Origin of the sequence: Bdellovibrio sp. HCB-162, from assembly GCF_047344985.1 — a bacterium.
In the GTDB taxonomy this organism is placed as follows: Bacteria; Bdellovibrionota; Bdellovibrionia; order Bdellovibrionales; family Bdellovibrionaceae; genus Bdellovibrio.
This window is the reverse complement of record NZ_CP178861.1, coordinates 2,615,378-2,630,265: the sequence shown is the minus strand read 5'-3', so window position 1 is coordinate 2,630,265 and position 14,888 is coordinate 2,615,378. Positions and strand designations below refer to the sequence as shown.

The following is a 14,888-nucleotide window of genomic DNA, read 5'->3' as shown; positions in this document are numbered from 1 at the left end:
TCGGTATCATTATTGGATGAGAGATACAAGGACTGTACATATGAAGAACGCACTGAAGTGCATCGTGATTTCTTTACTTTTTAGCTCCATGGCTGGGGCACAAACACCTAAGAACGATCTAGATTCTTTTAAAAAGGCTCTCGAGCAATTTCGTGCGGCGAAATATGACGAAGCTATTCCCGGATTTGAAGGAATTCTGAAAGATAAAACAAATCTGGAAGAATACGCGCGCTTTTATTTGGCGCAGTCTTTCATGAAGACAAATAAGTTGGATCAAGCCGAAACAGAGCTTAAAAAGATTTTGGATTTATCTCCGAACGTAAAAATGACGATCGAGGCTTCCAACCTTCTAGGACAAGTCGCGCTTGAAAAGAAAAATTTCAAACAAGCCAGTGCTCACTTCGCGAAACTTGAAAAGAGAACTCGCAACACGGAAGACTATCCGGATGTGATCTACAATTTGGCCGTGGCTGAAAAAGGTATGAACCGTCACGGACAGATGTGCAAATGGCTTGTAAAACTTTACGAAAGATATCCGGCATATCCAAAAGTTCAAGACTGGAGTGTCGATCTTGCTGCTAACGAATTTGAAGGCAAACCTTCTGACTGCCGCGTGACACCTGAAGATTTCCGCACGCGTGTTCGTTACATGTTGTGGTCAGGCCTTGATCAAAAAGCTCAAGGCGAAATCAATATCATGAAAGAGAAGTTGGCCAAGACAGACAAATATCTTGCCGACAAACTTCAAGCGCAATTCTATCTCCAAGAAGGGGAAGTGAACAAAGCCGTTGAAATTTTAAAACCTTACTACGAAGCCAATAAAAGAAATTTCGACTATTTAGTTTTGTTTGCATCTGCTGCTGCAAGAGCAGGGGAAGTGCAATTGGCGGTGGGATCTTACTACTCTGCTTATAAGATGAGCCCAAAATCAAAAACGGGTCGTCAGGCGTTGTACCAATCCGCATTCTTAAGCTACCAGTTCCAAGATTACGATGGAGCTGCTCGTCGTTTCCAAGAATTTATGAAAGTGTATCCGAAGTCAGGTTTGAATCGCGATGCTCAATGGCATCTTGCTTGGCTTAAATACTTAAAAGGAGATTATCAGGGAGCTTACAAAGCTTTCTCAAATCTTAACGCGCAAAAGCGCAGCAACAAGCGCGGTTGGAAATCCTTCCCTCAAGATAGATTGAGCTACTGGATGGCGATGAGTCTTTTCCGTCAAGGAAAAGTGGATCAGGCGAAATCCATGATGGAAAGCCTGTCTCGTGATCCTCTTATGGGATACTACTCCATCGCCGCACAAGCGCGTCTTAAAAAGATGGAAGAAACAAAAGCTTCCACTAAGCTTGCGCAATCTTCTTTGCCGACACAACCGCGTTTGATCTCCCGCTTCTCCGCAGGTGAGTTTTTGATGCCAACAGCACAAGAAGAATATCGTGGTGATGAAGGCGAATCAGAAGAAAACCTCATCCTCACTCAATATTCTGCTGATGATGAAAAAGGCGAGGACGAAGAAGCTGAAGCCGGTGTTGCCGACAATCCAGATATGAAATCTGTCGATGTCGCGGCCTCTGACGAAACTGAAGCGGGTGGAGAAAAAGTAACAACTTTCTCAAATCCTGTTTTGATGAAACGTTTTGAGCGCGCTCGCGATATGATGATCTTGGGTGAAAACGAATGGGCTCGCTGGGATTTGTATGACATCGAAAGAAAAACGTCGAACAGAGAATATCTGCGCACGTTGATGGGCGAATACAATACGGCAGGACACTTCAACCGTTCCTCTTACATTGCGCAAATCAACTTTGGCGGACAACGGGCTGCTCATGGTTTGGAAGGCATTCGTTATCTTTGGGAGTTCGCTTATCCTCGTGCTTACTCTGACGTTGTTGAAAAATACACAAAGAAGTTTGAAGTTCCTCAAGAGCTTGTTTGGGGGATTATGAGAGCAGAAACCAATTACCGCCGTGATGCCATTTCTCCGGTCGGAGCGTTGGGTTTGATGCAAGTGATGCCATTCACAGGTCACAAAGTGGCGACACTGTTGGGTGATAAAGAATTTAAAGCACCGATGCTTTTGCAGCCTGAAACTTCTGTGAAGGTCGGTTCTCGTTATTTGAAACGTTTGATGGATCGCTTTGAAAACACGATTCCTCTTGTGGCGGCAGGTTACAATGCCGGCCCTCATCGTGTGAAAAACTGGCTTGTGAGTTTTGGAAATCTTGAAACGGATGAATTCATTGAACACATTCCGTTCTTGGAGACTCGCAACTACGTAAAACGCGTTGTTTCGAATTCTTATATTTACGCACAATTGTACGGCAACAAAAAAGATCTTTTCTCTTACATGGCGGGCGCTGTTCCAGTGAAAGTGAACAGCGAACTTGCGGGAAAAGAAAATTGGGATGACATTTGAGAGAGAACGTTTTCGGGTTCGTCTTAAAAAAATTATTTGAAATGTTAGCGTCGCTGGTGATCCTTGCGGCGCTTACGTTTTTTTTACTAAAGGTTCTTCCTGGAGGACCTTTTGATGCCGACATTGCCTTAAATCCTCTCGTAAAAGAAAAACTCAACGAGCACTGGCAAGTGGAACGTTCTTGGTTTGTACAAGCCGGTTCTTATCTCCAAGGCTTTGTAAAAGGGGACTTGGGCGTTTCGATGGCGCGACCTGAGCGCACCGTGGCCGATATCATCGGACAAGGACTCGCAAATACACTGGCTCTGAATGGACTGTCGTTGGTGTTTATCTTGGCGGGGTCTATTTTTATTTCTGTCATCGCCATTCGCTATCGCGATTCTTGGATTGAAAACACAATCGACCAAAGCGTGATTGCATTTTTATCCTTGCCGAGTCTTTTCTGGGGACCTCTACTGATTTACCTTTTCGGATTTTACTGGAATCTTTTGCCAGTGGCGTTTCTTTCAAGTCCTGCGCATTATATTTTGCCTCTGCTCACTTTGAGTCTGCGACCTTTGGCTTCATTAGTGCGCTTACTAAAGAACTCTTTAAATGAAAATTTTCATCAAGACTATGTTCGAACTGCCAAAGCAAAGGGCGTCGGGACGTGGCGGATCCTTATTCATCATGTTCTAAAAAATTCCCTGATTCCTTTTCTAAGCTACGTGGGACCGTTGATTGTGTCTTTGCTTTCAGGTTCTTTTCTTGTGGAAGTGCTCTTTGCAGTGCCGGGGCTGGGAACGGAATTTATTTCTGCTCTCAATGAGCGGGATTATACCTTGATCATGGGCCTGACATTGTTCTATGGAACGCTGCTGATTATCGTGAATTCACTTATTGATGTGCTTCTAAAATTTGTAGACCCAAGATTAAGAGAGGAAGCATGAAAAAGTCATTTGTGATTTTTGCCATCAGCTTTCTGGTGCTCTTGGTTTTTATGACGGTGTTTTACCCCCTCCTGGGATTTGCGACAGGATTAGAACAAAATGTTGAAAGCATTTTAGTCGGAGCAGGGCGCGAGCATTGGTTTGGAACGGACTCTTTAGGACGTGACGTTTTTTCCAGAGTTCTCTTGGGTGCAAGAATTTCTCTTCTTGTCGGATTGGTGTGCTCCGTATTGTCCTTTGTTTTTGGATTCACTTATGGTGCTTTGGCAGGTTGGTTTGAGGGAGTCACAGACCGCGTGCTGATGCGTCTTTGTGATATTCTTATGGCGCTTCCAAGTTTTATCTTGGTTTCAATTTTATGTTTAACCATGCAGTTGATGTTGCCGATAGAAGATCTTTACTACAAAGCGCTGCTCAGCCTTTGCCTTGGAATTTCAGCAACACATTGGATGAGCCTTGCGCGCGTGACAAGAGGCATGGTTTTAGAAATCAAACGCAAGCCCTATGTAGAAGCGGCCCTGGCTTTGGGCGGAACCAGCACACACATTATGCTTCGCCATATTCTGCCCAATATGTTGGGAACATTGTTGATCCTTATGGCGATGCAGATCCCCACAAATATTTTGTATGAAAGTTTTATGAGTTTTATCGGGCTGGGAATTCATCCGCCTTACACGAGTTGGGGAATTTTAGTTCGTGAAGGATGGAAAACACTTTCAAGCTTTCCGCATTTGATTTTGTTTCCATCGTTGGTTTTGTTCTTAACCGTATGGAGTTTTCACATCCTTCTGGATTTCCTAAAAGCGAAATTCAAGATCTAAAATCTTACTCTGCTCAATATTTTTAATAATCCTTAGGTGGTTGCCAGCCGCCAAAAGTAGTTTCCAAAAACTCCGCGCACGACAAAGTCAGATGATCGTTCATGTGCCGAGAAACGATTTGAATACTGAGAGGCAATCCTTCGGAATTCAGACCCATCGGAGCCACCGTCGCAGGATGTCCTGTGGTCGTAAAGAATCCCGCATAGATAAAATCAAACGGCGACCAAAGAGGTGCACGGTGTTTCGGTGCCACACGCGGGTGGGGAGGAATCAAAAGAATTCCATCTTCACCCAGTTTTTCATCCAACTCTTGTTTCATTCTCTGTAAAGCAGCCAGATCTTCAGTGAAGTCTTTTTCGCTTTTATCAAAAATCTCTCCCAAAGAAACAATAAGATTCGGGAAGGTGTAATCTCCTCTTCCTAAAGCTACTTTCAAAAGCTCTTTGCCAATGGAAAGATTTTTATTAGGACCACGGAGTGTTTGATAAAGTTTTTTGCCCTTTGAAGATTGTAAAGCGGAGAACCACAAATCCGTTCCGCGCACGAAAAAACGCGGATCAAATTCTTCAACGTGCGCGCCCAATTCTTCAAACAACTTTCCGCAATTGCGCACAACCTGAGCCATTTCATCGTCCGTTGATCGCGCACGATGAAAAACCGGAGACGGGCAGATCAAAACCTTTCTGCCAGCCCATTCGTGGGTGCGTTTTCCCAGAACTGGATTTTTGACAGTCTCTAAATCGATACCGTCAGAACCCATTAAAATTTTCGTCATCGTATAAAGATCACTCGCTTTACGAGTCATCGGCCCCATGGAAGTGTAAGGATACTTTCCACCCACCATGTTTTTAAAATCATTTTGAGAAAAAGGAAAATGTCCCGTCAAAGGCAATAAATAACGAGAAGGCTTATGTCCAAACACACCACAAAAAGCCGCCGGCATACGAATGCTTCCGCCGATGTCACTGCCAAGCCCCAGAGGTGTCGCTCCCGCACCTAGCAAAGCTCCTTCACCACCACTGCTGCCACCACACGTGCGACCGAAGTTGTAAGGATTGTTTGTGCGACCATAGACGGGATTGAAAGACTCAAACCAGAAACCCAACTCAGGAACGTTCGTCGTGCCCATAGGAATCGCGCCCGCTTTTTTCATGCGTGCGACAACAGTTGCATCCCAATCCATGACATCATTTTTGTGATGAATACTGCCACCGGTGCGTTTCATGCCCGCATAAGAAAACATTTCTTTAACGGTGAATGGAACTCCAAAGAGGGGAGGTAAAGAAGAATTGTCTTTTGCCAAAAGTTCCGTTTGTTCATGCGCTAATTTTCGGGCACGAACAAAATCATCTTCAACCATGGCATTTAAAGAGGGATTGACCTGTTCAATACGTTCAATATGAATTTCCAGAACTTCACTAGGAGAAACTTCTTTTTTAGCAACTCGAGCCGCAATTTCAGTGGCAGAAATCTTAAGTAGTTCGTTCATAAAAATAAAAAAGGGAGCCCGAAGCTCCCTTTCTCCTGAAACGTTTTAAACGTTGAATCTAAAGAACAAGATGTCTCCATCTTTAACGATGTACTCTTTTCCTTCAAGGCGATATTTACCAGCTTCTTTCACGGCTTGTTCAGATTTGTAAGAAAACAAATCTTCGCAGTGATAAGTCTCAGCACGGATGAAACCTTTTTCGAAATCCGTATGGATCACACCCGCAGCTTGCGGAGCTTTCGTTCCCGCACGGATCGTCCAAGCACGAACTTCTTTTTCGCCCGCAGTAAAGTAAGTTTGCAGACCCAAAAGTTTGTAAGCTTCACGGATCAAACGATTCAAACCTGGTTCTTCCGCGTTCATCGCCTCAAGGAACTCTTTACGCTCTTCAGGCGGAAGAAGAGAAATCTCCGCTTCCATCGCAGAACAGATCAAGATTGTGTTGTTGTTTTCTTCAGCCGCGCGTTTTTCAACTGCTTTTGTCCAGTCATTACCGCCAGCCGCAAAGTCCGTATCAGAAACGTTCATCGCATAAAGAACAGGCTTAGCAGTTAACAAATGCATTTCACGCAAGAACGGCATTTCCAAATCATCCAAAGCCACAGAACGAGCAGGAAGGCCTTTACCCAAAGCTTCTTTCACTTTGCGAGTAACTTCCGCTTCCATTTTCAATTTCTTGTCTGTCGTGTTCTTCGCCATCTTTTCGATGCGCGCATATTTCTTATCAACAGAATCAAGGTCTGCCAAAAGCAGCTCAGTATTGATCACTTCGATGTCACGAATTGGATCTACGGAACCAGAAACGTGCACGATATTTGGATCGTCAAAACAACGAACCACGTGAACAATCGCATCCGTTTGACGGATGTGAGAAAGGAATTGGTTCCCCAAACCCTCACCTTGAGAAGCGCCCTTAACGATACCCGCGATATCCACGAACTCCATCGTCGTCGGAATCACTTTTTGAGGCTTAATAAAAGTCGTGATCTTATCCATACGAGGATCTGGAACAGTCACAACACCCACGTTAGGATCAATTGTACAAAAAGGATAGTTAGCCGCTTCAGCTTTCGCAGAAGTAAGTGCATTAAAAAGCGTACTCTTACCAACGTTTGGTAAACCTACGATACCGACTTGTAAAGCCATGAAAGCCCCTTAGAAAAGTGATCAAAAACAACTGTGTGAATGTAGCCTAACCATTGAATTTTGTCGAAGCTTTTTGAATTCCATCAAGGATAATGCTCTCGACAGCATCAAGGCCGCGATTGAGGAAATCAGGCATTTTCTCGAATTCTTCCTTCGAGAATTTGCCAAGAACGTGGTCAGCAACTGGTATATTCGGATTGACGGGACGACCCACACCAAGGCGCAGGCGGATATAGTCGGCAGACCCCAGCAAACCCGAGATACTTTTGATTCCATTGTGGCCGCCGTGACCGCGATTTTTTTGAATTTTCATCTGACCAAAGGGCTGATCAATTTCATCGTGCATAACGATCAAATGATCCATCGGAATTTTATAAAATCCCATCAAAGGCTGCACCGATTCGCCAGAAAGATTCATATACGTCTGAGGTTTGCAGAAAATCAGTTGATGGTCTTTCCATTTCACTTGCGCGATTTCTGCTTTGAATTTGTTTTGCACAGGCGGATTGCCAAGGCCTTCAAGGAAATAATCGACAGCCATAAATCCGATGTTATGGCGAGTGAGTTTATATTCTCCACCAGGATTTCCAAGACCAACGATCAACCACATAATTCAAAAACCTCTATCTGGTTAAAAAGCAAAGGCAGCTCGGGTGAGCTGCCTTTGAGATGTTTTGCTATTAGCGCTGAGCGAATTACTTTTTCGCAGCAGGTGCTTTTGCAGCAGCAGGAGCAGCAGCCGGAGTGGCAGCAGCAGCTGGAGCGGCAGCAGGAGTTGCAACAACTTCTTCTTCTTGAGCGTTAACAACCGCGATAGTTTGTTCTGCACCAGTGATAACTTTAACAGAACCAGAAACTTGCAAGTCAGAAACGTGAAGAGCATCGCCTACGCCCAAGTTAGAGATATCAGCAGTCAAGAACTCTGGGATATCTGTTGGCAATACTTCAACCTCAACGGAACGAAGAACTACGTTCAACAAACCGCCTTCAGAAAGACCGATTGGTTTACCTTCAAGACGAACTTCAACGTTAACGCGAACAGCCTTCTTAAGATCCAACGCGAAGAAGTCAACGTGTTGAGGACGGCGAGAAAGTGGGTGAACGTCTACTGACTTAACAAGAACAACGATACCGTTGGCTTTTTTGTCGTTAGATTTCAAAGTGAAAAGAGCATTCTCGTAAGCGCGAGTGTTGTACTTAACGATTTCTTTTTCACCAACTGCTACGTTGATAGGTTCAACTGCACCGTAGATAACTGCAGGAACGTTGCGAGAGTTGCGAAGTGCACGGCTGTTGTGTTTACCGATTTCGCGTGGCTCAACATTTAGTTCAATTCTGTTTTTCATGTTTTTTTCCTTCTAGTCCAATAGAGGATTGTTAATAAAATCCCATTTCTGGGGTTAAAAGCTACTTCAGCCTACGCGCCGTTCGGCGCTTCGGCACTGTGGCCATCCGGCCTAATCAAACAAGCTACTAACGGAATCATTTCCGTGGATTCGCTTAATCGCCTCTGCCAAAACAGGAGCGACTGAAACCACTTCGATTTTTCCACAGTTTTTCGCCGCTTCACTGAGCGGGATCGTGTCAGTAACCCATACTTTTTCAATAGGGCTTTCTTTCAGACGATTGATCGCGGGTCCTGAAAAAACAGGGTGCGTTGCAACGGCGAACACCCTTTTTGCCCCATTCTTCAAGAGGCTGTCAACTGCTTGTGTAAGAGTTCCCGCCGTATCAATCATATCGTCGACAATAACGGCCGTTTTGCCAGTGACATCCCCAATTAAGTGCAAAGCTTTCGCCTCATTAGGGCCAGAACGGCGCTTATCGATGATCGCCATGGAAGACTCAATACGTTTGGCAAAGGCACGGGTTCTTTCAACCCCACCAGCATCTGGACTCACCGCAACAAATTCGGAGCCCTGACCGTAAGCCTCACGCCAAGCGCGAGCTAAAGTCGGAATCGCAAACAAGTGGTCCACCGGAACATTGAAGAAACCTTGGATTTGGGCTGCGTGCAGGTCCACGGACACCACGCGAGTGGCTCCGGCTGTCGTCAGCAAATCCGCCATCAATTTGGCAGAGATCGGCGCGCGAGGAGCGACTTTGCGGTCCTGGCGGGCATACCCGTAATACGGGATGACGGCGGTGATGGAGGCGGCGGATGCTCTTCTCAAAGCATCGAGCATCACAAAAAGCTCCATGTAATTTTGATTCACGGGAGGACATGTACTTTGAACAACAAACACATGTTGTCCACGAACACTCTCATGAATTTCGACTTGGATTTCCCCATCAGCAAAGCTGCTTACTTCACAGTAGCCAAGCTCAACACCTGCGGCTTCGGCTACCTTCTTTGCCAGGGATGGATTGGCATTGGCGGTAAAGATTTTTAGGCCCTTCATCACTCGTAGTCTCCTGAGGTAAAAAGCACGTTTGAAAGAACCTAGCAACCGACGCCGTTTTTGTCTATCTCTTCAAAGAAAAAAGCCGCATTTTCCACTCTGCGGCTTTGCATATTTTTCAGGGGGATTTCGGCTAGTTAGAGGCTATTGAGCTTCTCTAAGAACGCTTTCAATGCCTGAGAGCGGTGCGAGTGCAGATTTTTGTGGCCAGGGCCCAATTCTGCCAGCGACTGAGTTTGTCCATCCGGGATAAAAACGGGGTCATAACCAAAGCCAAGAAGACCTGCTGGCTTAGTGGCAATCGTGCCCTTCATTTCTCCTGTGAACACCCACTCTTCACCTGTCGGAGTGTAAACCACTGTTGAACAAACGAATTTTGCATTGCGATTAGGCATTGGTTTTAAAGCCATCATCTTTAAAAGTTTTGCGACGTTTTCACTGTCAGAAGCCTTCGGTCCCGCATAACGAGCCGAGTGAACTCCAGGAAGACCATTGAGACCTTCAACAACAAGGCCCGAGTCTTCACCTAAAACCCACACGTTGTTTTTCACCGCACGCAAGGTTTTCGCTTTAATGCGAGCGTTGTCTTCAAAAGTTTTTCCGTCTTCAGGACGGGGAGTGAACGACGGAATATCTCCTTGAGAGAACACCTTCAAATCCGGAAGCTCACGCAAAAGAAGTTTGTACTCCGCTAATTTTCCTTTGTTTCCAGTCGCAATCCAAAGTTCCATTTTTACTTCCCGGCAATTCTATAAATTTCGCCTACGATAGAGGCTTGGTGAATGAAAAGTTCACGACAGCCTTTTTCAGCAACGTCCATCATTTTGAAAAGCTGATCGCGAGTGAAAGGCACGTGCTCTGCAGTTCCTTGGACTTCAACGAAGTGTCCTTTGTCGGTCATCACAAAATTCATGTCTGTGCCGATCGCAGAATCTTCATCGTAGTTTAAATCAAGCAAGATGTTGTCGTTGTGAAGACCGACACTGATGGCAGAGACATAATTCACAAGCGGGAATTTTTTGATTTCACTTAAGTCTGATAATTTTTTACAAGCAAGAGCCAAAGCAACAAAGCCGCCCGTGACAGACGCTGTGCGAGTGCCACCGTCGGCATTTAAAACGTCACAGTCCACGATGATTTGTCTTTCACCAAGAAGTTTTAAATCAATCGCCGCACGCAAAGAACGGCCAATCAATCTTGAGATTTCTTGAGTGCGACCGCCTGTCATGGATTTTTCACGTTTAATGCGAGTGTGTGTTGAGCGGGGAAGCATGCCGTATTCAGCCGTCACCCAGCCAGAACCTGTGCCCGCAAGCCATTGGGGTGCTTTTGGTTCGTAAGTCGCCGTGCAAAGAACTTTTGTTTTTCCAAATTCAACGATGCAAGAACCTTCGGCGTATTCAGAGACGTGAGGAGTGATTTTAATTTGTCGTAATTGATCGAAAAGACGCCCGTCAGCGCGCATAGAAAGCTCCTTGTAAAGACAAGGGCTAATTTAAGGTTTTTGCCGTGTGATTGTCCATCTTTTCTTTGTACGAGAGCAAAGCGCTGTAGATTTTTTGAGCAAGATCTGCTTGATAGTCCGTCGTGAGAAGCTTTTTGGCCTCGCGCGGATTTGTGAGGAAACCAATCTCAATTAAAACGGAAGGCATACTTGTTTTTGAAATCACATAAAACGGAGCTTGTTTGATGGTGGCTTGCGACGCGTTTGCATCATTATTCCACACGTGTGTCAAAGTCTGTGTCAGACGAAGACTGCTCGCCATGCGATTTTGACGGTGCAGGTCTTCTACGATCGCTGCAATGTCACCTTTTTTTGAAAGTTCGTCGCCACCAGAAATATCGTGAAGCTCTTTGCTATTCAGAATCATCTGATTTTCTTGGCTTGCTAAAAACAAGCTCTCTTCATCTGGCGGTAAATTATTTTGAAAAAAGAACTCAACACCTTTGGCGCGTTGATCGGAAGCCGCGTTTGCATGAAGACTCACAAACAAATCCACCTTCGCGTCTTCAGCCATTTTCACGCGGGCGGGAAGACTGATGTTGCGATCTTGCGCGCGGGTCAAAGTCACTTTGAACTGTTCGTCTTTTTCTAAAAGAGCTTTCAGCCGTTGCGCGACTTTTAAAACTAAATCAGCCTCTCTCGCAGCGCCGTGAACAGCTCCGGTATCAACTCCGCCATGTCCTGGATCTAACATAATATGCAAAGACCACGAAGGTGCGGACCACAAAAGGGCGGAAGCCAGAACGAGCTTTTTAAGAGAGTGAAGATTCATTTTTTTAGAATAGAAACTCCCGCAAACCTTGTCGAGTCTAGAGACTCCCTGCGAAAAGCGCTCTGAGACCAAGGTCTCGGTCTTTTACTGATCGCGCGTGATCGTGACCTCAATAGAATAGATGCCGTATTGTTCGGCGGCATTATTACCCCAGAGGACAAGCTTTAAGGCATTATTCATGTTCAAAGCTGTACCTGCAAACCCTCGAGCGGGTTCGACATTGGCGTCAACGCTCCCGCTGGCCCAAGTGCTGCCGTTTTTGATCACGAAATGAAGATTAAGGTTTTCCCAATTAGAACCCGTTGTCGGAATGTTGCCGAAGGCCGTGCCCGTAAAGTTGTAAGAAGCGGCGTCGGCGGCAACAGCCCAAGAGCCTAAGGTGTTATTGGCAGCATCATTGCGAGTGAAAATCACAGCGTTGGTGCCGTCGGCAAGTCCGATGGCGATATCATTATCCGCCGTCAACATGGCTTGATGGTAGCGAATTTTAACATGGTAACTTCCACTCGTTGAAAGCTGACCTGCCGTTGTAAGAGGAATTTGCAACAATCTTTGATTGTCGGTTACCACAGTGTAGGTGCATCGGTCCGACGTGTAGGTGGGCGTTAATGAGTGAGTTCCGTTATCGCAAATCCATTTTGCATTCATCATGCGATGAAAAACGACCGGCTGCGGGGGATTTATTAAATTCCATTCGGTGCCGTTACAAAACTCCATCGCTTTTTTCGTCGTATTGTAGCGCATGGTTCCTTCAACGGAAGCGTCACACGTACTCGTTGTTCCCAGCTTCACGCCGCCGTTAACATCTAATGCCGCAGCCGGTGTCGTTGTGCCGATACCGACGTTGCCTGCGCTTGTGACAGTCACGCGATCTGTTCCCGCTGTGACGAAACGAAGAGTGTCATCATTCACAGAACGTTCAACTTCCACTTTGGTGTTGCCATCAGCATCAGCTAAAATTGTTGTACCAGCGGAGTTCAATTTAATAACGGTCAAAGCAATTCTTTGAATGCCCATTGTCGGACCATTTTGTGAATCAAAAAGTGTCATGGTGATTTTATCACCGACAGTTAAGCTTTTGGTTATGGTGGAGGTCGTCGTTTGGCAACCGGCAGCTGTGGGTGAAACAGCGAACTGAATAAGAGTTCCATTTTGATAGAGTTTTATAGCCGAATAGTGGGTTGTTTGCGGGCAGAAATTCGCACGAGCTTCAAGAAGATAGACACCGTCTGAAGGAATATCCACGCGATTTGCCGCAAGGTTGGCTCCTCCCAAGGTATTGAGAGTTGTCGCATTTAAATCGGGAGTTAAATCTGTTGCCGCCGCATATCCACCAGCAGCAATATCACTGGCTTCAAGACGGGTGGCAAGAGGTGTCGTCGAAGCACTTCCGGCTGCGGGCCATGATGAGCGGCAATCCCCGGCAATACAGATTTTTTGAGCGTTGGCGTTCCCGGCCACATCGAGCAAATATCCGGGGGAGGTTGTTCCAATACCGACATTGCCAGTGTTGTAATAAATTTTTCCACTGCCGTCGTCTTGCCACAAAGTCGCACTCGCTGGCAGACGAGCGGGATCAATCACGCCGCTCGTGATTTGGGCTGCGTCGATGTTGATACTTTGACATTTAAAACTATCCGAAGCGGATTGATAATAAAGAGATTCCGAAGCAGAGCACGATGCACTCGCAAAAGCACCACCAAAAGGCGTGATCGTAGATCGAATGTCGGCAATTCCTAAAAACGCAGGAGTCCATTGTCCTGTTTGATATCGAAGCACCTGTCCCACTCCGCCTGGAGAAGACGACGACACGGCAGTCCCTTGAATTTTTTGAACAACAGGATTTGGATAACTCCCGCTAAGATCGCCCCCAGCAGAACCTGCGGGTGCGACGCCAGAGATCGTGACATTGGAAGCCGCTGTCAACCGACCTTGAACATCCACAGTGAAAGTTCCTACTTGTGTCGCGGAACCATAAGTGCCAGCAGTAACGGCTGTATTGGCAAGGTTCAGTGTCACCGCTCCTGAAGATCCGCCGCCACTTAACCCAGTTCCGGCAATAACACTGTTGATCGTAGCTGTACTTGTTCCTGACTCTGTCGCTAGGCGAATCCACGAAGTGCCATCATCACGATAAATTTCTTTTGTATCTGTCGCAAAATAAATTCGGCCTGCAGTACCCGCAGCAGGTTTTGAGGTGTTTGCACCAGATTGCAGTGACACGACATCTGAGGTAGCGCCAGCGCCTGCATTGCTAACAAGTTTATCTGTGATTCCATAGCCAGAAAGAGTCGTGGGTTTTCCGCTGGTGATTTGGGACCAGTTTAATCCAATTGTCGAACACGTCCATGTTCCCGTTGGTGAAACAAAGCTGAGTGTTTGATTTACGGCACAAGTCGCTGGCATTTGCGAAGATTTTAAAAGAGAACCGGCGTCTGATAAATCTGCAGAAGAAGGAATGGTGTTCACCCAATCTGTTCCGTCATATTTAAGAATATTTCCCGCTGTCAGAGAAGAGACCACCAGATTTTTTCCGGCAATTTTACTAACAGTGGGATTTGGATAAGAACCGGAAAGATCTCCGCCAGCACTTCCTCCCGGAACGACTCCTGAAATCGTCACGGAAGAAGCGGATGTCAAACGACCTTGAGCATCGACAGAAAATGTCGGGACCTGTGTGGCAGAACCATAACTTCCGGCGCTGACAGAAGTATTTGCGAGTCCTACCGTTTTTGTTGCTGTGCCAGTCACAACAACACCTGTTCCTGCTAGCACATCAGACACCACTCCAGAACCGCCAGCATCGGTGACGCATGTGAAACTTGTTCCATCCCAAGTAATGACTTGGCCTGCTGAACAAGCCGCCGCGGGAGCCGACGTTTTTAGCAGAAGATCATTTAGAGATTTATCAGCAATTTTCTGCGCAGAATAAGCTGTGTAAGAAAAGGGAACTGAACGAATTATATTGGCCGGAGAGATCACATTCCAACCAGAACCATCATGAAACTGAACTTTGAGTTGGCGCTCGGCGGAGTTAGAAGCAATCCACGTTCCGCTGCCCGCACAAGAGTGAGTGACACCATTAACGAAGATATCAGAAAGTGAAAACACAGGTCCCAAAGGGAACAAACGTGTGCCCAAACCAATGGGAACGTCAAAAACGCCGTTTGAATTTTGCATGTTCACGGCATCTTTTTGCTCGCGATACAAAACGCAATTTCCATCTGCGGAAGTAATTTCAAAAAGAAAGCTGACATTATTAAACTGCAGTGGCGTGCCGTCGGATTTTAATATTCGCCCTTGGTAACTTAAACTCAAAGGAGAAGCTTTTGCCGGCAAGGCGAAGAAAAAGATTACGGGCACCGCAAATACAAAAACGTTCCTGAGTGTGTCCATGAACATCTTATCG

12 protein-coding genes are annotated in these 14,888 nt (G+C 46.0%); 3 read left to right on the top strand and 9 right to left on the bottom strand.

All coding sequences use genetic code 11. The annotated features are described in order from the left end of the window. Nucleotides 1–40 precede the first annotated feature (40 nt). The 3 genes from ACLSSO_RS12730 to ACLSSO_RS12720 are packed head-to-tail and all read left to right on the top strand — an operon-like array spanning nt 41 to nt 4,166. Nucleotides 41–2,416: a transglycosylase SLT domain-containing protein gene (locus ACLSSO_RS12730; RefSeq protein WP_413943033.1), complete on the top strand. Its 2,376-nt coding sequence runs from the start codon at nt 41–43 to the stop codon at nt 2,414–2,416. 41 nt (nt 2,417–2,457) lie between these two features. Then, the gene (locus ACLSSO_RS12725) at nt 2,458–3,345 is read left to right on the top strand and encodes an ABC transporter permease (protein WP_413943032.1); all 888 of its coding nucleotides are present in this window, start codon (nt 2,458–2,460) and stop codon (nt 3,343–3,345) included. Next, nucleotides 3,342–4,166 carry an ABC transporter permease gene (locus ACLSSO_RS12720; protein ID WP_413943031.1) on the top strand — a complete coding sequence of 275 codons (825 nt, stop codon included), beginning with the start codon at nt 3,342–3,344 and terminating at the stop codon, nt 4,164–4,166. Before ACLSSO_RS12725 ends, ACLSSO_RS12720 begins: the two co-directional genes overlap by 4 nt. 22 nt (nt 4,167–4,188) lie before the next feature. On the opposite strand, the gene ACLSSO_RS12715 is transcribed toward ACLSSO_RS12720, so the two are convergent. The 9 genes from ACLSSO_RS12715 to ACLSSO_RS12675 all read right to left on the bottom strand — a co-directional run bounded on the left by ACLSSO_RS12715 (nt 4,189) and on the right by ACLSSO_RS12675 (nt 14,875). Further along, a complete protein-coding gene (locus ACLSSO_RS12715; RefSeq protein ID WP_413943030.1) occupies nt 4,189–5,655 on the bottom strand; it encodes an amidase in 1,467 nt (488 codons plus the stop codon). Nucleotides 5,656–5,700: 45 nt separating this feature from the next. Further along, entirely contained in the window at nt 5,701–6,801 is a 1,101-nt protein-coding gene (ychF, locus tag ACLSSO_RS12710) for a redox-regulated ATPase YchF (protein WP_295905270.1), read from the bottom strand. 46 nt (nt 6,802–6,847) lie between these two features. Beyond that, nucleotides 6,848–7,411, bottom strand: coding sequence for an aminoacyl-tRNA hydrolase (pth, locus tag ACLSSO_RS12705; protein ID WP_340592369.1), 564 nt, complete (start codon nt 7,409–7,411; stop codon nt 6,848–6,850). Nucleotides 7,412–7,496: 85 nt separating this feature from the next. Next, complete coding sequence (locus tag ACLSSO_RS12700) at nt 7,497–8,147, bottom strand: 50S ribosomal protein L25 (protein ID WP_295905274.1); 651 nt, start codon at nt 8,145–8,147, stop codon at nt 7,497–7,499. 111 nt (nt 8,148–8,258) lie between these two features. Beyond that, nucleotides 8,259–9,203, bottom strand: a complete 945-nt coding sequence (locus ACLSSO_RS12695) for a ribose-phosphate diphosphokinase (RefSeq protein WP_295905277.1) — start codon at nt 9,201–9,203, stop codon at nt 8,259–8,261. Nucleotides 9,204–9,340: 137 nt separating this feature from the next. After that, a complete protein-coding gene (gene rdgB, locus ACLSSO_RS12690) occupies nt 9,341–9,934 on the bottom strand; it encodes an RdgB/HAM1 family non-canonical purine NTP pyrophosphatase (RefSeq protein ID WP_413943029.1) in 594 nt (197 codons plus the stop codon). A 2-nt stretch (nt 9,935–9,936) separates the two neighbouring features. Beyond that, nucleotides 9,937–10,668, bottom strand: coding sequence for a ribonuclease PH (gene rph, locus ACLSSO_RS12685; RefSeq protein ID WP_295905279.1), 732 nt, complete (start codon nt 10,666–10,668; stop codon nt 9,937–9,939). A gap of 25 nt (nt 10,669–10,693) precedes the next feature. Beyond that, nucleotides 10,694–11,479 carry an N-acetylmuramoyl-L-alanine amidase family protein gene (locus ACLSSO_RS12680; RefSeq protein WP_413943028.1) on the bottom strand — a complete coding sequence of 262 codons (786 nt, stop codon included), beginning with the start codon at nt 11,477–11,479 and terminating at the stop codon, nt 10,694–10,696. Between the two features lie 84 nt (nt 11,480–11,563). Continuing rightward, nucleotides 11,564–14,875, bottom strand: a complete 3,312-nt coding sequence (locus ACLSSO_RS12675) for a hypothetical protein (protein WP_413943027.1) — start codon at nt 14,873–14,875, stop codon at nt 11,564–11,566. Nucleotides 14,876–14,888 lie beyond the last annotated feature (13 nt).

Excerpts from the sequence above, each read along its gene's own strand:
- ACLSSO_RS12730 (WP_413943033.1), top strand. The coding sequence starts at position 41 with ATGAAGAACGCACTGAAGTGCATCGTGATTTCTTTACTTTTTAGCTCC.
- ACLSSO_RS12725 (WP_413943032.1), top strand. The coding sequence starts at position 2,458 with ATGTTAGCGTCGCTGGTGATCCTTGCGGCGCTTACGTTTTTTTTACTA.
- ACLSSO_RS12720 (WP_413943031.1), top strand. The coding sequence starts at position 3,342 with ATGAAAAAGTCATTTGTGATTTTTGCCATCAGCTTTCTGGTGCTCTTG.
- ACLSSO_RS12715 (WP_413943030.1), bottom strand. The coding sequence starts at position 5,655 with ATGAACGAACTACTTAAGATTTCTGCCACTGAAATTGCGGCTCGAGTT.
- ychF (WP_295905270.1), bottom strand. The coding sequence starts at position 6,801 with ATGGCTTTACAAGTCGGTATCGTAGGTTTACCAAACGTTGGTAAGAGT.
- pth (WP_340592369.1), bottom strand. The coding sequence starts at position 7,411 with ATGTGGTTGATCGTTGGTCTTGGAAATCCTGGTGGAGAATATAAACTC.
- ACLSSO_RS12700 (WP_295905274.1), bottom strand. The coding sequence starts at position 8,147 with ATGAAAAACAGAATTGAACTAAATGTTGAGCCACGCGAAATCGGTAAA.
- ACLSSO_RS12695 (WP_295905277.1), bottom strand. The coding sequence starts at position 9,203 with ATGAAGGGCCTAAAAATCTTTACCGCCAATGCCAATCCATCCCTGGCA.
- rdgB (WP_413943029.1), bottom strand. The coding sequence starts at position 9,934 with ATGGAACTTTGGATTGCGACTGGAAACAAAGGAAAATTAGCGGAGTAC.
- rph (WP_295905279.1), bottom strand. The coding sequence starts at position 10,668 with ATGCGCGCTGACGGGCGTCTTTTCGATCAATTACGACAAATTAAAATC.
- ACLSSO_RS12680 (WP_413943028.1), bottom strand. The coding sequence starts at position 11,479 with ATGAATCTTCACTCTCTTAAAAAGCTCGTTCTGGCTTCCGCCCTTTTG.
- ACLSSO_RS12675 (WP_413943027.1), bottom strand. The coding sequence starts at position 14,875 with ATGGACACACTCAGGAACGTTTTTGTATTTGCGGTGCCCGTAATCTTT.